This is a genomic window from Brasilonema octagenarum UFV-OR1 (assembly GCF_963888615.1).
Taxonomy (GTDB): domain Bacteria; phylum Cyanobacteriota; class Cyanobacteriia; order Cyanobacteriales; family Nostocaceae; genus Brasilonema; species Brasilonema sennae.
Genome location: NZ_CAWPKW010000249.1, coordinates 1 through 20,569, shown reverse-complemented (window position 1 = coordinate 20,569; position 20,569 = coordinate 1). Strand labels below are relative to the sequence as shown.

16 protein-coding genes and 2 pseudogenes are annotated in these 20,569 nt (G+C 40.6%); 13 read left to right on the top strand and 5 right to left on the bottom strand.

All coding sequences use genetic code 11. The annotated features are described in order from the left end of the window. Positions 1–147: 147 nt before the first annotated feature. The 3 genes from AC5590_RS20160 (at position 148) to AC5590_RS20150 (ending at position 3,319) form a co-directional block, all read left to right on the top strand. Positions 148–1,560, top strand: coding sequence for an ABC transporter substrate-binding protein (locus AC5590_RS20160; protein WP_169265230.1), 1,413 nt, complete (start codon positions 148–150; stop codon positions 1,558–1,560). 120 nt (positions 1,561–1,680) lie between these two features. Further along, a complete protein-coding gene (locus tag AC5590_RS20155; RefSeq protein ID WP_169265229.1) occupies positions 1,681–2,517 on the top strand; it encodes an ABC transporter ATP-binding protein in 837 nt (278 codons plus the stop codon). Positions 2,518–2,632: 115 nt separating this feature from the next. After that, positions 2,633–3,319 carry a universal stress protein gene (locus AC5590_RS20150; protein ID WP_169265228.1) on the top strand — a complete coding sequence of 229 codons (687 nt, stop codon included), beginning with the start codon at positions 2,633–2,635 and terminating at the stop codon, positions 3,317–3,319. A 448-nt stretch (positions 3,320–3,767) separates the two neighbouring features. Here the strand turns inward: AC5590_RS20150 and AC5590_RS20145 are convergent. From AC5590_RS20145 to AC5590_RS20135, 3 genes and pseudogenes are all read right to left on the bottom strand, one after another. Next, positions 3,768–4,856, bottom strand: a pseudogene (locus AC5590_RS20145) (IS630 family transposase). A 567-nt stretch (positions 4,857–5,423) separates the two neighbouring features. Further along, positions 5,424–5,636 carry a chlorophyll a/b-binding protein gene (locus tag AC5590_RS20140; RefSeq protein ID WP_169265227.1) on the bottom strand — a complete coding sequence of 71 codons (213 nt, stop codon included), beginning with the start codon at positions 5,634–5,636 and terminating at the stop codon, positions 5,424–5,426. A 73-nt stretch (positions 5,637–5,709) separates the two neighbouring features. Continuing rightward, on the bottom strand, positions 5,710–5,913 hold the full coding sequence (locus AC5590_RS20135; RefSeq protein ID WP_169265226.1) for a chlorophyll a/b-binding protein: 204 nt from the start codon (positions 5,911–5,913) through the stop codon (positions 5,710–5,712). A gap of 541 nt (positions 5,914–6,454) precedes the next feature. Between AC5590_RS20135 and AC5590_RS20130 the strand changes: the two genes are divergently transcribed. The 4 genes from AC5590_RS20130 (at position 6,455) to AC5590_RS20115 (ending at position 12,576) form a co-directional block, all read left to right on the top strand. Further along, positions 6,455–9,583, top strand: coding sequence for an MFS transporter (locus tag AC5590_RS20130; protein ID WP_169265225.1), 3,129 nt, complete (start codon positions 6,455–6,457; stop codon positions 9,581–9,583). Between the two features lie 130 nt (positions 9,584–9,713). Beyond that, positions 9,714–10,727, top strand: coding sequence for a DHA2 family efflux MFS transporter permease subunit (locus AC5590_RS20125; protein WP_348982705.1), 1,014 nt, complete (start codon positions 9,714–9,716; stop codon positions 10,725–10,727). Positions 10,728–10,751: 24 nt separating this feature from the next. Further along, a complete protein-coding gene (locus AC5590_RS20120) occupies positions 10,752–11,129 on the top strand; it encodes an MFS transporter (protein WP_248277229.1) in 378 nt (125 codons plus the stop codon). 103 nt (positions 11,130–11,232) lie between these two features. Then, positions 11,233–12,576, top strand: a complete 1,344-nt coding sequence (locus AC5590_RS20115) for a flavin monoamine oxidase family protein (protein WP_169265224.1) — start codon at positions 11,233–11,235, stop codon at positions 12,574–12,576. 951 nt (positions 12,577–13,527) lie between these two features. On the opposite strand, the gene AC5590_RS20110 is transcribed toward AC5590_RS20115, so the two are convergent. After that, on the bottom strand, positions 13,528–14,364 hold the full coding sequence (locus AC5590_RS20110; protein ID WP_169265223.1) for a metallophosphoesterase family protein: 837 nt from the start codon (positions 14,362–14,364) through the stop codon (positions 13,528–13,530). Positions 14,365–14,997: 633 nt separating this feature from the next. On the opposite strand from AC5590_RS20110, the gene AC5590_RS20105 reads away from it, so the two are divergent. Next, positions 14,998–15,366 (top strand): Lin0512 family protein, encoded by a 369-nt coding sequence (locus tag AC5590_RS20105; protein WP_169265269.1) that lies wholly within the window; start codon positions 14,998–15,000, stop codon positions 15,364–15,366. Positions 15,367–15,478: 112 nt separating this feature from the next. Then, positions 15,479–15,817, top strand: coding sequence for a hypothetical protein (locus AC5590_RS20100; RefSeq protein ID WP_169265222.1), 339 nt, complete (start codon positions 15,479–15,481; stop codon positions 15,815–15,817). A gap of 139 nt (positions 15,818–15,956) precedes the next feature. On the opposite strand, the gene AC5590_RS20095 is transcribed toward AC5590_RS20100, so the two are convergent. Further along, positions 15,957–16,325, bottom strand: a complete 369-nt coding sequence (locus AC5590_RS20095) for a VOC family protein (RefSeq protein WP_171976430.1) — start codon at positions 16,323–16,325, stop codon at positions 15,957–15,959. A 58-nt stretch (positions 16,326–16,383) separates the two neighbouring features. Here AC5590_RS20095 and AC5590_RS20090 point away from each other — a divergent pair, with 58 nt between their 5' ends. The 4 genes and pseudogenes from AC5590_RS20090 to AC5590_RS20075 all read left to right on the top strand — a co-directional run bounded on the left by AC5590_RS20090 (position 16,384) and on the right by AC5590_RS20075 (position 20,096). Further along, entirely contained in the window at positions 16,384–16,692 is a 309-nt protein-coding gene (locus AC5590_RS20090) for a threonine dehydratase (RefSeq protein ID WP_169265220.1), read from the top strand. A gap of 181 nt (positions 16,693–16,873) precedes the next feature. Next, positions 16,874–17,073 (top strand): annotated as a pseudogene (locus AC5590_RS20085) (hypothetical protein); the annotation flags it as partial. 468 nt (positions 17,074–17,541) lie between these two features. After that, complete coding sequence (locus AC5590_RS20080; RefSeq protein WP_169265219.1) at positions 17,542–18,408, top strand: HIT family protein; 867 nt, start codon at positions 17,542–17,544, stop codon at positions 18,406–18,408. A 1,412-nt stretch (positions 18,409–19,820) separates the two neighbouring features. Then, a complete protein-coding gene (locus tag AC5590_RS20075) occupies positions 19,821–20,096 on the top strand; it encodes a hypothetical protein (protein ID WP_169265268.1) in 276 nt (91 codons plus the stop codon). The last annotated feature ends 473 nt before the right edge of the window (positions 20,097–20,569 follow it).

Below are 20,569 nucleotides of genomic sequence, written 5' to 3'. Positions count from 1 at the left end.
AAGCTATTTAAAATTTCAAGAACAAGCTGACTGTATAACAAGCAGCCTACCTGCTATTTGTATACACGAATCAAATATCTGACAGTCCAAACAAGAACTTTTGTCCCTAGTTAATATTCTGAGTCATTTCGCCGCAGGAGGTTGTTCATGAGCGACGATAACACAAATAACTGGAAGCGACGAGACTTTATCACAGGGCTAGGCGCTACAGCATTTGCAACTGGACTTTCTTCTTGTGCCATTAATGCTAATCGTGCCCCTAAAGGACTGTCACAAGCGGCGTCGGCGGTGGAACCAGTCGTAGATCCCAAGACACTAGAAAAACCTAATATTACAGTGGGATACGTACCGGTGAATGACTGCGCCCCCTTTGCTATAGCCTGGGAGAAAGGGTTTTTCCGCAAGTATGGTTTAAACGTCACCCTCAGCCGTGAAGCAAGCTGGGCGACGTCTCGTGATGGTATTATTTTTGGACGCCTTGATGCTTCACCAGTTGTGAGTGGTGCAGTGATCAACGCCAGAACTGGTGCAGAAGGCGCACGTCATGCCCCCCTGTGTGCAGCGATGACAATTCACCGTCATGGTAATGCGATGACGATGAATAAAGCAATGTGGGAGTCTGGGGTGCGTCCTTGGCGAGACTATAACGGCAATTTAGAAGAGTTTGGACGAGATTTTCGCAATTATTTTGAAAAATTACCAGCTGAAAAACGAGTTTGGGCTGTGGTGCTGAGTTCGGCTATTTATGAATACTTTGTCCGCTACTTAGCAGCAGCCGCTGGAGTTGCTCCTGATGAAGAATTTCGCATTATCATTGTCCCGCCTCCACAGATGGTGGTGAATATGAGAATTGGGGCGATGCAAGGCTACATGGTGGCTGAACCGTGGAATTCACGAGCAATTACTGGTAATGAAGGAATTGGCTTCACCTTCGCTCAAGGGAGAGAAATTTGGCAAGGACACCCAGATAGACTTTTAGGTGTCATGGAGTCTTTCATCAAAGATAATCCCAAAACTTATCGCTCTTTGGTTAAAGCAATGATAGAAGCTTGTCGGTATTGTAGTGACACAAAAAACCGGGAGGAAGTCGCTAAAATTCTCACGAGTAAATCGTATACGGGAGCAAAACTCAAATTAACAGAAGCGGCTATTGTCGGTAACTACAATTATGGTGGTTTTGATGATAAAAAACGAGTTTGGAAAGCTCCTGAAACAACAATTTTCTTTGAAAAACCTGCTAATCTTGTTAAAACACCAAATGACCATTCAACATTTCTCTGGCAATCTCAGAGTCTTTGGCTAATGACTCAGTCGGCTCGCTGGGGACAAATTAAAGAAATTCCCAAAAATGCTGAAGAAGTAGCGCGTAAAGGTTGGCGAACTGACTTATATCGAGAAATTGCTGCTGAAATGGGAATTGAATGTCCAAAAGAAGATTACAAGGTAGAGCAAGCTGAACTATTTATCGACAAAAAAGCTTTTGACCCCAGTGATCCAGTGGGGTATCTTAAGAGTTTTCAAATAAGAGCTAACGCTCCTAAATCTTTTTTTCTGTCTTAATCAATTGAGTTAGATCAATTAGATTGTATTGACTGTACTTTGCAATTAGTCCTTTGTTATTTACAAAGAACTCATGTCATTTTTAAATAATTCATAAATAGAGTCTTATAGGAGTGTTAAATGAAATCTACCTTTTTCTCGAAAGATGCTTATGATAAGCCTGTACCGCACACTGGATTTTTAGAAATTGAAAATCTATATAAATCATATCCAACACCTGATGGCAATCGATTTGTTGTTTTAGATAACGTTAATTTAACAATAGCCGAAGATGAATATATCTCTATAATTGGTCACTCTGGGTGCGGAAAATCTACACTTTTGAAAATTGTAGCAGGATTAGAAAAAGCGACTTCTGGCTCGGTACGGTTAGATGGCAAAGAAATTCATAAACCAGGAGCAGAGCGTATGATGGTGTTTCAACACTATTCGCTCTTACCTTGGTTAACTGTGCGGGAAAATATCCGGCTTGCTGTAGACGAAGTGCTAAAAGATGCTAATCGTTCGGAAAAAATTAGCATTGTGAACCAACACCTGGCAATGGTAAATTTAACAGCAGCAGCAGATAAATATCCTGATGAAATTTCTGGTGGTATGAAGCAGCGGGTGGGTATTGCCAGAGCATTGGCAATTCGCCCAAAAATGTTGCTGATGGATGAACCTTTTGGAGCCTTAGATGCACTAACTCGCGGAAAATTGCAGCGACAAGTATTAGATATTTGGGAACATCACCGACAAGCAGTGATGATGGTTACTCATGATGTGGATGAGGCTATTTATATGTCAGATCGCATTGTTCTGATGACGAATGGACCAGCAGCTAATATTGGGGAGATACTGGAAGTACCGTTTCCTCATCCACGCGATCGCAATGCTATGAGGAACTCACAAGAATACTATGAACTCCGCAACTATGCGCTCAACTTTCTAGATCGGTATTTTACCCAAGACGAGTAGTTTAAAAAATTGTAATTCATAATTTGCCATTCATCATTCTCTAGGCAATAACGGGTTACTAACGACAAACGAGTTATTTTCTTTGTAAATTTTTCTTTAGCGTGGTTAGAAAGTTATGAATCTTAAACCCATCTTGGTGCGTCTGCAAAACGCGATCGCAAGAGACGATTTAATTGATCAAATGGTACTTCTCTCCGTCCCAGAAACAGCTTTTTCTGCACAGGAGCAATCAGCAAAATCAATTAACTTAATCGTTGGTTATAACAGTTCTCCGAATAGTCATACCGCCTTAGATATTGCCTTATTAATAGCTCATCAAACACGTTTAGCCACAAAGGCGCAAGTAACAGTTCAAGTCGTCTATGTGATCGAGCAAAATCATAAAACTCATCCTGAAGATGTTTTACAAATAGAGAAATTTCCCAATCAGCATGTTACGGAACCAAATCCACCACACTGTTCAACTAGCTTTTCCTCACTTGCGTTTGACACAGGTGTGATAACTCAACCAAAAATGCAGGATAAAGCAGGCTATTGCCAAGAAATCTTGATAGATAAATTTACACAAGCAGATTGTATTCTTCGCCAAGCAAGTATTCTCGCTGTAGAATGGAGAAGTTCTTTTAAAGCTCATCTTCGCTTTGGTTCTATAGGCAAGGAACTTAGGAAAGTTGTTAAATCAGAAGATGCAAATTTACTACTACTTGGCTGTAATTCCGTTAATCATCCGATAGTTCAACAGCTTGGTTCTAACTTTCCTTGTTCAGTACTAGGTATACCTAATATTGTCCCCTTCGGATAATGTGATATCATGTCCGATTAAATAACCGTCCCAGCAACCGAAGCGAATACGAGTGCGTATCCATAATACTATTTCTTTGTAAAGCTTCAATATAAACGCACTCAAATTCATAAAGTAAAACCGCTGTACCCGTCTTTTGTACAGCGGTTATGGTTTGTTGGAAGTAGATGCTCCTGTTAGCTTGTATCTTTTTGGGCTAAGTCAGAGGAGAAAATCGTTTACTTTGTGGAATTGTTAGCTGGTTGCTATTCGTCTATTGACCTCGGCTAGAAAACTTATTGATATATATTCTTAACTAGCATAATCACTATACTAGGAAAATTAGTAATAAGCAACTACTGATTTATAAACAAATCTTATTAACTATTCTGAGGATATAGCTTTTGAGTATCAACAGAATAAATTGCTCAAAAGCAAACATCTTACTCCCCTCCCACCAGAAGATTACCTAAATTAAGCGGTAAATGTGTTCAATAGTATTTTGAATTTGCTCAGGGGTTTGAACATGTTTAATCATCAGGAAATTTTCTAGTTTTTGTTGAACAAGTTGTATTGTTGTATCTACAGGTTGATGATGTAAGACTTCAAGCCTTAAAAGATGAATAATATATTCGGCTAGATTAAAATCCGGAGAATAAGGAGGAGTATAAATAAACTCAATCTCAATTTGTTCTTGAATTCCCAATTCAGATAAGTTAGTAACTAATTGAGAGCGCATTTTTTGTTTGTGTGTCGAGTTATTATCTAAAATAATCGTTAAATATTTCACTCCACTTTTCAGACAATCATTAACGAACTCAGTAAAATAGCTTGATACATCTATGGCGTTCCGCCACGCTTCGCTATCAGTTTTAGAACGTTCTTTTAATTTCAGATATTCTTCTCCAGTTATGGCATCTACGCAAAGCATCCCATTTAATTTGTGACGGCGATTACGCTCATTACTTGGAACTTGTGGACGAGTATTTTTCTCTGCCCAGGCATAAAATGTACTAGGACGATCATAAACTACAAACTCATCAAAAAAAGTTATTTTTTCTCTCTCGTCTATATTTTCAAGTTTTTTTTAAACATGATATAAATTCTGATTGCTTTGTTGCATCAGCGTTCGCATAATCCCTATGTGCTTTTTGATGTGAAAGATGTAGCTCATTCAATATCTGATAAATTCGACTATCTTTTAACTCGACTGCCCATCTTTGTTTGATAACGTGACAAATAATTTTAGCCGTCCATATATTTCTATCCACACCGTAATCTATCGGTTTTTGTTCGAGCAACATTTTTTTAATTCTTCTCTTTGACTTGTGCTAAGTCTACCAGGTAAATTATGAGTTATTGGTTGGATTAACCCTATTAAACCACCACTTAAAAATTTATCTATCCAGCTTGTTAGAGTTTTATACGTGCATCCCAATAACTCTGAGATTTCTTTTCTACTTTTACCTTCGTATAAGTATTTAATTGCTAACAGTCTTTGACGTATATATTGCTGTTGATGCTTATAATACAGACTCTTCCACCGTTCTAAGTCCAGTAGGCGTTAAGCGTAGCTCTGCCGTAGGCAATCGCTTAACAGATGAGTTCGAGTAACCATACATTTTTTGACAATACACCCTACTTATCATTATAGGTAATCTTGTAGTGGGAGGGGAGTAGCCTTTGGCAACTACTCACGAGTCTCAGAAAATTGTGATAAGACCAGCTAAGGACTCTTAATTATATATAAAAATTATTAATAAATTATTCAAAACTCCTGCGGACTAATTGAACTATCATCATAAAGATTAAGCTCTGCTTAATCTAAAACTAAAAGTAATCCCAAATTAACTAACTAATTCTGGAGGGATAGGGGTGTCTGGTAGTACAGCATCGGCGAATAACTCTACTATTCAAGCGTGCAAATGCTAAAAGTAGAGTTGCTTAAAGCCGTGTGTAGTAGTCTGCCTATATTTGAGTATGTAAAACGGAGCTATACCAATCTGTTCAAAAGCTGTGAGAATAGAAAAACAAAGTCTCCGACTTTTCACAACAAGTCGGAGACTTTATTTCTCACGAATGATTTAAGACTGCTGTAGATACTACGTCTGTACAAAATTTCTGACTAGTACCCGATGAAGTGCAGAACATCACGCAGAACACTGTAGCCAGCCAAGTCCCAAACTAGATAGGCAAGAAAACCAATCATTGCTAAACGACCATTCCACAGTTCCGCTTGGGGGTTTAAACCAAATACAAAAGCGTTACGGTCTACACCGTTGTAAGCTTTAGCAACAGCTGGTACATCGGTAGAAGGGCGAGTTTCAGGAGTTTGCATTGTTTTTTCCTCTAAAATTCAGTTGATATTTGATTAATAGACGTAAAATTCTACGTCTAGCCAAAATTTATAACTAGTAACTAATCAAGTGGAGAACATTGCGCAGGACGCTGTAACCAGCTAAATCCCAAAGTAGATAAGCAAGAAAACCAATCATTGCCAAACGACCATTCCACAGCTCCGCTTGAGGATTCAAACCAAACACAAAAGCATTGCGGTCTTTGCCGTTATATTCTGTAGCAATTGGTGGTAAATCAGTGCTAGGACGAGATTGCATTTTTCCCTCATTCAAGTTCAATTTGTTTCTGAACTTAAATGTAGCTATTCACAACTCTGTTGCTTTCTGTCATTGGGTACAAACTATCAGCACCTCTTGTGGAGGATTATCACAACAGTATTTTCTGGGAAAAATCCACCTCAAGAGGATGCAAAAAAAGATATTTGTAAATAAATGTAACAACGCCAACAAAAAACTGAATTTTACTTCATCAATTTGTGGTAGCCCACGAAAAACAAAACCGTTTCTAATAAATTGAAAAAATCATACACAAAAGAGAAAAACTTTGAGAAGAAAGTGTAGGATGTTTGATTTTTCCTGGCAAGTAAAAAAAGATACTTTAGTTCCTTGAGTTATTAAGTCATTAAGTAGAAAAACTTCTGTCCCACGCTGTAGCAAACTTTCAAACTTTGGAGAGATGCCAAAAGTACTAGAATTGCAGCATTCTAAGCTCAGGAGTTGGGTATTATAACAGATACAATATTTACTATCACTTAACTTTTGATCCCCACTGATTTGAGCTACATAGGAAGGATGTTAGATGTTTCAGAGTACGCACATCATGCTGGCATTGTACAAGTCACTGTTTTGGGTGGCACAAGCGCCAGTAGATAACCAGTCAACAAATGCTAACCAGACATATGCTTCTGGATTAGGACCACACTCTTTTTTCGCTTTAATCTCTGGTGTGATCCTGGCTTTTGCCCTGCAATTAGTTCTGACCAACCTCTCCGTTGCTGCGGGTATTTCCTACTTAGGTCGTTCATCTGATTCAGATGGAGAGAATGGAGAAGTTGGGAGTTTAGGCGGAACTATTCGCAAAATAGGCACAGCAGTTGGACTGTGGACAGTAATCACTGTGACTATTGCGCTTGCCATTGCTTGTTTTTTAGCGGTAAGACTGAGTTTTTTTACAGGTTGGTCTCCAGTGCAGGGAGCAATTCTAGGGTTGGTGATTTGGGGAGCGTACTTCTTACTGCTAGTGTGGGTGAGTTCAACCACAGTGGGTTCTTTAGTTGGTTCGTTGGTCAACTCAGCAACCTCAGGCTTACAGGCGATTATGGGGACAGCGACCGCTGCGTTGGGAGCCAAAGCTATTAATAACCAAGTAGTAGCAACAGCAGAAGCAGCAGCCGCAGCTGTACGTAGGGAAATTGGCACTGCTGTAGACCCTGGAACGCTGCGAGACAAAGTAGAAGATTACTTAGAAATGGTCCGTCCACCAGAACTGGATATATCCAAGATTCGGGGTGAATTTGAAAAGTTACTGAATGATCCCCAACTCAAGGCGATCGCCGGAAGTGGAGATTTAAGCAACATAGACCGCCAGAAGTTTCTTGATTTAATCAGTAGTCGCACTGACCTTTCAAAGCGAGAAGTCAACCGTATTGCCGACACACTATATGGCGTTTGGCAACAGGTAGTGGGTCAACAACAACCAAAGCAAGACCGCTTGGCAGAGTTGATGAATTATCTCAAATCATTGCCACCCGGACAAACTAAGAATGATGAACTCAATGCCAAGCTGGATCAGCTGATGGTAGAAATGCGTTCTGGAAAACAAGGTGACCAAAAAGGAACAACTCCAGGTCCTGTTCAGCAGACAATTCAGCAAGCAGTATCCGCATTGAGTGGTATTGTGTTGGGGCGAACTGATTTGTCAGACTTGGATGTTGAAAAAATCCTTGGTGCTGTCACAAATGCCAAAGATAAAGTCACCGAACAGGCAGATAAGTTGGGTCTTCCCGTGCCAAAACAAGCTTACAGCCCCATTCGTACGGATGTAGAAAACTACTTACTCAACACATATGCTTGGCAACTGAGTTCTGAAAAAGCTGCCCAAGAATTTCGCGACGTTCTTTACGACCCAGCCGCTGATCCTGGAACAGTACGGCAAGAGTTAGAGGGACTTTCTCGGAGTTATTTTGTCAGTATTCTCAAAACTAGGGGGCTGCTAACTCAAGCAGAAATTGAGCGCATTGCAAATCAGTTGGAACTGATCCGCAAAGACGTGCTAATTGCAGTGATTGCAGAGGAAGAAAAAGAAATAGTACAAGACTTGCAACGCCGAGTCGAAAGCTATCTACTCGTTACACCTAAGTCAGACTTAACAGCAGAAGGGATTCAGCGGGATTTCAAACCCCTGTTGGAAGATTCAGACGCAGATTACGAAACTCTTTCTCGGCGACTTGCTCAGTTTGACCGTCAAGAAATGCGGGAAATTCTGCTAGAGCGCAATGATATTTATCCTGAAGAAGCAGATACAATCCTTGATGAGTTGGAAGAACAGCGTAATCAAGTCTTAGTCGAATCCCAAGGACTTGCAGAACAAGCGCAGTATCAAGCTGAGTCACTGTGGATAAATTTACAATCTTATCTGCGCAACACAGGTAAAGACGAACTCAATCCCGACGCCATCCGCGCTGATCTGAAAACACTTTTAGATGATCCACAAGCAGGAGTGGGTGCAATTAGGGCACGCTTATCTCGTTTTGATCGTGATACTTTAGTACAATTACTGAGTCAGCGGAAAGATTTAAGTGAAGACCAAGCCAATCAAATCCTCAACACTGTTGAGGAAAACTGGAGTAATATTCGCCATGCACCAAAAATCGTAGCAGATAAAGCTAAGGAGCAGTACGATTCTGTAAGCACAACAATAGCAGACTACCTGCGAAATACTGGCAAACAAGAACTGAATCCTGAAGGAATTCAGCGGGATTTGAATACACTGTTCCAAAATCCAAGAGAAGGTGCTGTCGCACTCCGCCGTCGCTTGTCACAGGTTGATAGAGATACCTTAGTCCAGTTGCTCAGTCAACGTCAGGACTTGAGTGAAGAGCAAGTTAATCAAGTCATCGATTCGATGCAAACTTCGATTCGTGACATTGTGCGTACACCCCGTCGCCTCGCCACCAGAACTCAGCAAACAGTACAAAATTTCCAAACATATTTGGAAGAGTATTTACGGAGGAGTGGCAAAGACGAACTTAACCCAGAAGGTATCAAACGCGACCTTTCTCTGTTGCTGCGTGATCCACAAGTGGGAATTGAAAGTCTGGGCGATCGCCTATCTCAGTTTGACCGTTCCACTATTATCACTCTGCTAAAACTGCGGGAAGACTTGAGTGATGAGGAAGCCGCACGAATTGCAGATTCGATGATATCAGTGCGTGAGCAGTTCGTGGAACAAGTGCGGAATATCCAGCGGGGCATTCAAGATGTGGTTGATGGAGTTTTTGGCCGCATTCGCAACTACCTCAACTCTTTAGAGCGCGAGGAACTCAATTACGATGACATTAAGCGGGAAGTTCGCACATTGTTTGATGACCCACAAGCAGGGTTTGATGCATTGCGCGATCGCCTCTCTTCTTTCAACCGCGAGACTTTAGTAGCAGTTATGAGTTCTCGTGAGGATATCTCAGAGGAAGACGCCAACCGGATTATCGACCAAGTTGAACGGGCACGAAATAACGTACTGCAACGGGCAGAACGCATCCAGCAGGAAGCACAACGGCGCTTAGAAGAAGTGAAAATTCAAGCACAGCGTCAAGCCGAAGAAACACGCAAAGCAGCAGCATCAGCCGCTTGGTGGCTATTTACTACAGCACTTGTTTCCGGAATATTCTCTGCTGTAGGAGGAGCAATTGCTGTACTTTTCCTAGTGTAGTTTAATACTTTTTATTGACTGCTCTGTTTTAGCCTCTCGTATGAGAGGCTTTTTTGTGTCGTAGCACTAGATAATGTTACGTATACAAATAATTAACAAGCGTAAAGTTAGAGAATAAGGAGCCTCAAGAGTGCCAGACTTGCAAGCAAAACCCCAGACTCAAACTGCCTCCCAAAGATGGTTGGTAATGCTCGGTGTCGGTCTTGGGGTGTTCATGTCCACTCTCGACGTAGGCATTATTAACGTGGCTTTGCCTACCTTAGTTCAGTATTTTCAAAGCAGTTTTCCTGAGGCGCAGTGGGCTGTGTTAGGCTACCAACTCATCAGTTCCAGCTTAGTCTTGGGAGCGACTCGCCTAGGAGATATATGGGGTAAAAAATATCTCTACTTGGGGGGACTTATTGTGTTTACCTTGAGTTCTCTGTTGTGTGGAGTTGCATCTAGCATTCACTGGTTGATTGCTTTTCGAGCACTTCAGGGACTTGGTGGTGTGTTTATCTCTGGACTTGGTTTAGCAATCATTACAGAAGTTTTTCCTTCTTCACAGCGGGGACGAGCTGTTGGGATTATCGGTAGTGTCGTTTCCCTTGGTATCGCCCTTGGTCCTTCAGTAGGCGGACTGCTTCTGGGGTGGTTTGACTGGCGTATTCTATTCTTAATTAATGTTCCACTGGGCGTAGTAGCTAGTTTGCTTGTGATGTGGGTGGTACCTACAACTGAGCGCAAACAGGAAAAACAACGCTTCGACTTGCTCGGTGCTTTGTTAGCGCTGGTGACACTCAGCAGTTTTGCCCTGGGTATGACTTTTGGGCAAAGCGAGGGCTTTACAAGTGGTCGTGCATTGTGGTTACTATTGGTTGGGGCGATCGCACTAGTCAGTTTTCTAGCAGTTGAAGCTCGTTTGGAGGAACCACTGATAAAGTTGGATATGTTTAGCAATCCTCGCCTGAGTGTGGGTTTGCTAAACGGCACTTTAGTATTCATTGTCCTGACTGGTGGACTGCTGATAACCCCATTCTTTCTAGGGCAAGTCAAGCACTATCCAACCTCAAAAGTGGGGTTATTGCTGGCGGTGTCGCCTGTTGTCAGTGGGTTGATTGCCCCACTAGCAGGTACACTCTCAGATAAATTTGGTTCTCGCTAAATTGGCTTAATTGGGTTAGGAGTGATGATTGGTGGCTGTCTGGCTATTAGTACCTTAAATGCTCAAACTACTGAACAAGACTATATACTGCGCTACTTTATCTTTGGCACTGGGTTAGGTTTGTTCCGCTCGCCTAATGATAGTACTGTCATGGGATCAGTACCTCGGGAGCGTTTGGGAATTGCGTCTGGGTTACTGTCTTTATCGCGTACTTTGGGGGTTAACGTAGGAGTCTGTGTCATAGGGACTGTTTTTGGAGGATTGATTGCAAATTTGGCTCCAGGTACAGATGTCGCTGTAGCTCCACCTGAGGCAGTTGTTGCGGGCTTTGCTGGAAGCTATCGTTTCGCGGCGCTAATTCTTTGTGGCTCAGCAGTTATGACGGCTATAGTCAAAACTTAAAAAGTCTAGGTGCACTTTGTAACATTACAAATGACTTAGAACAAAGTAAAGTTGCAACTATGTAGTATAAATCAACTATATTGCATAAATAAAGTTTATCACCATGAGTTCTCACGTAGAAGTTGCTATTGTGGGTGCAGGCATTTCTGGTCTGAGTGCAGCCTGGGAATTGCACAACTTAGGTATCGAATCGCTGCTTGTACTGGAAGCCAATTCACGAGTAGGAGGACGAACTCTCAATCATCCGCTGGTGTCAGGGGGTTACGTTGAACAAGGTGGGACTTGGGCTGGTCCTACCCAAACAGCGTTGCTGAATCTGGCACAAGAAATGGGAGTTTATATCAAGAAAGGAAAGCTTGAAGGTCAGACATTGTATGGTTTCCGTCAAAAATGGACTATGCTAGATGCATCTCCAACGTCTGAATCGGACATAGCTCAAAAAGATTTCGCTCAGGCGATGACAACATTTGAGGCTTTGTGCCGTACTGTTCCACTAGAAACCCCTTGGCAAGCTCCTAATGCAAACATATTAGACTCTATGACAATGGGGGCTTGGATTGAGCAGAACACAACGACTGATGAAGCACGGGCTTGGTTCGAGGGGTGTGTGCGGCAAATCCTCAGTGGCGATCCAAACAAAGTTTCGCTATTATGGATGCTTCATTTTGTTCATACAGCAGGATTCAATGATTTGTTAGAGACTGCTGAGGATTTTTCCTTTGTAGGCGGAACACAACAGATTTGCTTAAATATTGTAGAACGCTTAGGGGAACGGGTCTTACTCAATGCTTGTGTGACTGAAATATCGGGTTATGATCACTCCCTAGTTCAACTTATTTGTGAACGTGGGGTTGTGTATGCTCAACAAGTAATTGTGGCGATGATGCCCAAGACTGTTGCTCGTATCCAATTTCACCCCCCTCTTCCCCCAATTCACCGTCAATTGATTACACAGTGGGAGACGATGAGTTGGATTAAATTTCATGCTATCTATGAAAAACCTTGGTGGCAAGGTCAAATAATCAGTGGTCACTTTCTCAGTATCGATAGCAAAATTGAGGTGATTGATATCTCGCCGGAAGATGCAACTAGAGGTGTGATTGTTGGATTGTTAGCTCCCGATTACGCAACGTTACCTGAGTCAAAACGCCAAGAGTTATGCCTTGCATTTCTGGGAGAAACTTTTGGACAAGCAGCACAACAACCATTAGAGTGGGTGGAATTTGATTGGAATAATCAACCTTGGACAAGTGGATGCATTTCAGCATTACCACCTGGTTTACTCACTAGCGCTGGTTCTGCTCTCAATAGTCCAGTCGGTCGGATTCATTGGGCTGGTACGGAACGCTCTAGTATTTGGGCTAACTACATTGAAGGTGCTATTCGCGCTGGACAAAACGCTGCTCGTGATGTTGCAGGTAAGCTGAGGTCGGTCTCTACAACCTAGTGTTCAATTGCTTAAGCGCCCCCACATTAAAATACGTTTATACGCAAACAAGAACGGACGCTCCTCACCCAAGTACTTGATTAACTTCTGCGTATACCGTTTCACAAATCGCTCGTAAGTCTCACCATCTAGCCGCTGCTGGTATGTTGTGAGCAACGTCCCGCGATACCATTCTATGACTGCTTCTGGTGACCCAAAAGAATGGGATACAAGCCCCGTCCTTCTAGGACGGCTTTGTTTGTGGTAGAATATGTTTGGAGTTAACAAATCCCCCTCTAGGCTCAAGACGCGTTGAAACAGCTAAGATGAGAGCAGGCGTAGAGAAAAACCAACGGGCAATGGTAGTAAGCATAAATCCACCCCAGAGGAAAAAGTCAAGATTTGATTTGTAGTCGGTTAGTCGCGGAAGGGCATTCCGAGACTTAAAACGGGCATGGAGAGAAGGTAAGACTGGCTTGCCAGCGCATCTCAACGAAGTGTCAACCCCATTCAGCGATCAGTTTTCCTGCTTTTAGTGGGTTGCTGACGCGGTGAGGAATCACCGCCCTAAAAGTGCGGTGAGGATGTCAAGGTAATACCAATTCAAAATTCAAAATATGCCCTCCGGGCACGCAACGCGAACGCGTAGCGTCTCCGCAATGGACGACTTCTTTGTGTTTGAAATTTTTCATAGAAGTTTGGATTCCAGGTATCTTGCATAAAAATTTATACTTATAGCTGTTGCCAGGTAGATTAGGACATGAAGTAATCAGAAAATACGGACATCACGAGACTTTCAACCCTGTTAAGCGTTAAGCGTTAGCTGCTATATGTCCTAATAGAGTTGGCGACTGCTATATTTGCTTGGATACGTATTGCTAAAATCACTACAGGAATTGTTGTCACGCGGATTTCTGTCTCAACCGTGAACAGCGATTAAACTTGTGGGATGACTTTCTAAGTGCTTGAACTCTAGGACTTCATCTTTGTCATGACAACAACCCGAGTGTCTACATTTAGCACTTGCACTCCTTTAGGCATAGTTGTCATTGGCACTCTCCAGTGCGAATGACCACAAATAACTAATAAATTACTTCCTGTAGTTAGTTCAGTACGAATTGACTGATTCCCTATCAATTTGGCTTCTGCATCGTTGGGGCCTTCGTGCAGAATTAAAATGTCTGGTGACTCGTCAAGAAGTTCGTGTATAAGTTCTCGAAAATCTTCTTCAGGACGACGCAAAGGCTTAGTTTTTTTACCAATAATCCCTGAAATTCCAGCAATGCGAATTCCATCTAGACAAGTGAGGTCGCCATCTAAATAATGTATACCTTGCCCATTTTGAAATGCTTGGATTTCTTGTGGAGTTTTGCCAATATTGTCGTGGTTTCCTCCTACCCCAGCAACCCAACGAAAACGACGACTAAAAGCTTGCCAAACTTCACGAACATCTCCTACACCACCACGCTTATCTATTTTTGCGTAAAGGTCTCCGGCTAAAATAACGCCCGTTCTTTGTGGAGATGGAATTTTTCCTAACTCTGCCAACTTTTCTAGTTCTTCACTGACAAGATGACCCAGAAGGCGGTAATTGACTGGGTCAACTCCCTGTAGATCGCTTGTGGCAATGATCGCTTCTAAGCCATCTGGTAGTGAGTCAACTTTTGCTAACAAAACAGGCAGAACTCTGTGAACTATACCAGTACCATTGGGTGAATGGGTAATAAATGGTATTTGGTGAATGGGTCGCTCAGAAATAGAAGTTATGACAGTTCTTGTTCGGATATGGTACAAAGAATCATGGGACATGGTATGATTTACGAAATGCCTATCCGGGCTTGGCTAATTGGGTAGAAAAGTCATTTATAAATCTCTATTATGATCTAAATAGAGACAATTTATCCCAATAGTTACAATTACAATATTGCAAGCACATAATTTTAACTATTCGCGTAAGAAACTCAGGATTTTTTGCGATTTTGTTATCTAGTATACCTTTTTATAGTCATCGCTTATTTCTGCTAAAAACAGGAAACTCAAGTTCAGTGAAAGCACAAAAGGCAGCTCTGTTATATCAGTATAGTACCGATAGGTTACTATCTACCAGTTTACCAGTCTATCTCTTGCCTTTGCCAATGCGATCTGCCACAATCCAGAGCGCGTAAGCGCAGCGTCTCGTAGAGAAACTATCGCCTCTTATTGCACTTGCTTATTACTCAGACTTTCATAAAAATGTAGTATAATAAAGCACGAATCCTAAAATATATTGAGAACTGGTTCTTGGTAAAGGTGGAGATAGAACGATAAAAGATTTGTACAAATTCAGCAATGTGTGGAATGAACCAGCATAAACTTCCTCCCTGTTTCCACTTACTGCAAAACATGAATCAAAAAATCTTGTAGGCTGAATTGAAGAAAAAAACTTTACAAACAGAGGTGACTGTGGCACGCAAACGCTTAATTATTGAAATGGGGATGGGAGTGGATCAGCATGGACAGGAACCCACAGTTGCAGCAGCTAGGGCTGTGAGAAATGCGATCGCACACAATGCTTTACCCGGTGTTTGGGAAGTTGCCGGTTTGAATGATCCAAATGAGATGATAGTTGAGGTCAAGGTAGCTGTCCCTTACCCAGAACAAGTACGAGAAGACGAGGTTTTGGCTGTATTGCCTTTCGGTCGCAAAACTCTCACAGTTGAGTCTGGTGGAATGGTCGTTCAGGGTAAAGCAATTCCAGCGCTCAATGATAAAAATGACGAAATGTTGATAGCTGTGGCTGCAGTTACAGTTCTGATTGAAAATGATAACTGACCAAATTAATTATTATTTCATCTGATGCTTTGCGCTAAACTAGAGACATCGAGGTGAATATCTCTGGCGGTAAGTCCAATGAACAACTTACTTTTCACCAACGTTAGTGACGATGTCTCAAAAAGATAACGAATCACTCGAAATTCAAGAGATAAATAACCTCAAGCCAGTACACTTTGCTGACTTAATTAGGGCTGCCCAGTTAATTTCCGATCCTGCTAAGGGAGTATCTGGAATATACACAGAAATTGACTGGAAAGATTTCGGTATTCCTGATGATGTTGCGCCAAATTTGAAAGCGCTAGGTCAAGAGTATCAGTATTCATCTCCCCACGTACCCATCGAAGAAATTTGGAGCAAATTAACTCCAAAGACCCGTACTTGGTTCATTCAAAATAAAAATGAGTTGTGGCGGTTTGAGGAAGCTTTCCCCGCTCTTGATGAAGACTAAAAATCCACCAGAGGGGAAATTGACAAACTTTGTGTTATCCAGTGTTGATATCTTCGACTTGGTTTAAACTTGGTTTGTCAACCCACCCAGACAATTTCCCACTTGTTTTGCTTGCATCAATTCAACACATAGGTTTGGGTTACACCAATATCAAACCTTGCATACCAAAAAGATTGCCAAACGGATCCCACATCTGACAAATAGCTTGGTTCTCCTCAATTGTCAACGGACCTCGATAAAGTTTAGCCCCGTGCTTTTGAGCATGATCTACTGCTTGATAAAAGTCGTTTACACGCCAGTATGCTACTTGTCCGGCGTTTCCAGGACGCATTTTTTCATCTGCGACATGAAAAAACATATCTATGCTACCGACTTCTATGAGCGCTCCTCGTATTTCGTTATCAGTGTGAAAATACTTAAGTGGTGCATTTAGAAGTTTACTATACCAAGTTGCTGCTGCAACAACGTCATCTACAAAAAAAAAGATGGCTTGAATACCCTTAAACATCAACAGATTTCTATCTCGTAAGTCAAAATAATAGTATGTAGTTACGGGATACACTACCATGTCTAGTTTAAAACAAGTTTTTCAAAATTTTTTTCTTCGCATTGGAGGCTTTTTCTCTGTTGTTTTTGGAAGTATCTCTAATTTTATCGGAAAGATCTTTGGTGTCTTCGGTAAGCTTTTTGGGGTTTCCGATGCTGGATATTTTCTAGAAGCTGACCAAATACAGGGTATAAAACGAGAAACAACACAACAATCAATTAAAACTGAGCCTTCAAAAGCCAGTGAAACTCCAGCGACTTCTAATCCTCGTCCCAATCCTCAAATGGACTACTACCGAAAAATGGCTCAGGATATGAAAAAGAAGTAAGGTAAATCTGTTGACTAGGTTTAGCTAGAAGTGTGGGGGCGATCGCTTGTCGTCCCCACAATTTTTGTATGAAAGATCATCCTATTTATGTCTTCGCGCAGCCTACCGTAGCCATAAATGAGGTAAGCGCAATGTTTTCATGAGCCTAGGATCGTCAATAACCCTGGTAATTCACTAATTCATCCCCAATTTGCAGCAAGAAGCAAGCCATGAGATTATGGCTGACTACCTGGCGGGACTAAAACTTTATCAGCGGGGTTAGTTATGGCGGCGGTTGATTGTGGGATTTCCCTTTACCTCACGATTGCTGCGAGGGATAACTTGGTGAAGGTAGAACTGGGAGAAGTTACCCAAAGAGTAGACACGAGTTTTCGCCACTAAATGTTTGAATCACTGGGAGTCACAAAACAGAGATAGATTCTTTCTTGCGAGAAATCTAGATTTGCTTGTTCTAAAGAAATTACTGTAAACAGTATCCTTACTTGCGACTGCTTTTGAGTATATAAAGCATAAGTGTTAGTGCTGGTTTCATCTGCGGATTAAAAAGTATAAAATAGCACTATGTCAATGAAAACCGTATAACAATAGCTAATACTCTTACCAATGAGGGTAAACGCGACGCCAATCGCCTCGACAGAACGCGCTTGTTGCATGCACACTCAAGGGCTTTGCTGTTTCCTAGCAAGTGTCTCTAAATAAGATACTTGCTAGTTAATTTGTGCAAACTAGCTTGAAAAGGGCAGAGGGTAGCTATCCAGAAGCAAAAAATAAACTATTATCTTTTATTCTTTCCTTCAGGTGACGAATTCGTCATGTCGGCTACTTAATTAAAAGAAAATTTATGTTTCCATGAAAAAGCAAAAAAATCTATTCAGCCACCTTACAGCAATAGAAAGAATTCATCTATCAGTACCTGCACAGTTTTTGTTAGATAAGAATCTACTTCAAGATAAAGTCAAAGTCCTAGATTTTGGCTGCGGCTTGGGCAATGATGTTAAATTATTGCGAAAAAAAGGATTTGATGTTACCGGTTATGATCCTTATTATTTTCCAGAATATCCTCATGAGAAATTTGACACAATAATTTGCTTTTATGTTTTAAATGTTTTATTTCCTGAAGAACAAGCGGATGTTCTCATGAGAATATCGAACCTATTGAAGCCTGGAGGAAAAGCATATTATGCAGTTAGAAGGGATTTAAGAAGAGAAGGCTTTCGAGAACATTATATCCACAAAAAACCTACATATCAGTGCATTGTCAAACTTCCTTTTAAATCCATCTACTTAGATGAGTCTTGCGAAATTTATGAGTATATGCATTATAACTTACAAGCAAACACATCTAATAATTGTAATTGTATATTTTGTAATCCTTATAAAAATTTAACTATTCTAACCGAATCAGCAACTGCTTATGCTATGTTTGATGGCTATCCCGTGAGTAAAGGTCATGTTCTGGTTGTTCCAAAACGTCACGTGAGTAATTATTTTGAGCTACCGTTTAAAGAGCAATCTGCTTGTTGGTTTATGGTTAACAGAGTGCAAGAAATTCTCGGCAAAGAATTTGAACCGGATGGTTTCAATGTGGGAATGAACATCAATCGAGATGCAGGTCAAAATATGATGCACGCCAGTATTCATATTATCCCTCGTTACAAGGGTGATACTGTTGGTGTTAAAGGTGGGATAAGATATGTGATTCCTAAAAGAAAATAGTTTGTAATTTGTCGGTTGGGCAGAACCGCAAGAATGTTATCAATAGATAAACTTCCAAAAGAAGTAGTCACGAGGAAACAGTGCCGGAGTTCGCCAGCGCTGCTTTGATGTTAACCAAAGGTAGACAACTGTCTCTCCCGCTGGGGTAGGAGATTTTTCAGTTTTTTAATGACGTAGGATTTCAAGCAGTGCAATCTTTAAATTGAGCATGAGGTTAATCATTTTATTGCACTAAATATACAAGCTATTGACACAGTGGGGTCATACCTGTGTCATATCCACTTGGTACTTTAAAAGTAGTCAACACTAAGGTTTCTGCCAAGAATACTGACTGATTGGTTCAGAATTTATCAGGTAAACCTTAGTTAATAACACTGAAATTTGGTGATTATTATGTTTTCTTATTTCTTTGCAGCCTTTTTAGTAAGTTTACTTACTCTATTTGGTGGAGCTGCTATAGCTTACCTATTTCCACAGAATAACTCTCAAGATTAAAGCATACTCCATAAATAATTCAAAATCGCTTAGCGTTGCGTCAGCGTTGCGACGCAATCTCAAAATTCAAAAATTGAAAAATTTAGAAGTGGAAACTACTCTATTTCATTTTAATCAAGCAAATAAGCATATAAAAGCCAGTTTTTTGATGGTAGATCTGTATAGGAATCGTATTGGCGACGCATAACCTGCTCAGTTACAGCCTCAGAATCACTATAATCCATCACCACCTGTTTCGGTTTAGCTTAAGCACTATTGACCCATTATCCAAGTCTTTGTGTAGCATAAATTTCTCTTTGCCTGTGTTGTATTAATAACGCAGGGTTTCTTTTTTCTTGGGATATGTAGTATTAATCTCAAGAAATCTTCAATTTTATAATAATGAAATATTGGTATAAAAAGACATAAATAACGTCTACTATTGTCAAACTACTCTTTTAAATAATACTTTTTTATTTTTATATCTCTGTAAATGTATTGATGTAAGTGTATTGATATTGAAAACTGTGACTTTACTTATGAATTAGTATAAAGTTTCTTGGTAGAAGCTTCCTTAAAGTTATTTTTTGATATATGAATTATATTTTTGTCAATTTTCACATTTATACTATACAAAGGATAAAATAATTATAATAAATCAGTAATTTTTCTAATTTGTGGAGACACAAAAGTAAGATGGTTAAAACATCTCCGTAAGATTTCTATTTTATTCAATTTTTTATTAAGTAAGTGTATGTACTGATTGGGAAAATTTTACGGTTAGATTAACATTTAGCTAAATTCTAGAAGAGTTTTATGCATCTGCTTCACCAATAGACAGCCGTTTTAAAATTCTCTTGGTTGTACTGATGAACTGGTGTCATAAATGAATCTAAACTATGTTTTCTAAACCTTTGATAACTAAAGGAGTCGCTACCGTGAATAAAGTGCAATTGGCTTTTATTATTAACTACCTACTGATGACTGGCTATTTTTTGATTAATTGGTTAAGATTCTTTCTCCGTCACCCTAGTTATTCGCCAGAAGAAAAATTTTTGTCTACTGTGATACTTTTCATTACTACAGTTTTATGGCCCATCATTGTTCCTATGTCTTTTGTAAAAATATTGACAACACGGAAAGTAGAGTTTAGTACTATGATGCCTGTCATAGTCGCAGTCTTTGCCTTCAGTGTTGCACTTTACATGGGTTAGCTAGTTTTATAGGACTGGACTGTATTTTTGCGTGTCATAATTGTTATCAATTAAATCAACTGCCATTTTGCATCTACCATTACATCTCAACAAAAAATACAGTCTGCGAACTATAATGCTTGCTATTCACGTTAAGAAAAATAAGAACTCTTGAGGTATTTTCTAGTAACTTGTGGTTTGATTACTAGCTAAAACTGATAACAACTATACTGATATAGCAATCCATGCAGGAGTTGTGAAATTACTCGTTGAGGCGCTTAAGGCTTAACAGGCTTCGCCGAACGTCCGAACGGGAACGCTTAACAGGGAAGAAGAATGTACAAATGTACCTTGTTTTTAAGCGCACAGCGCAGGCTACGCCAACGCAAATGAAATAGAACTGCTCAACAAAAGTCAAAAGTATTGTAGGGTGGGCAGTGCCAGCCCTTTCAACGCGAACAAATGAACTAGTGAGTCATTCCAATGACACAAGT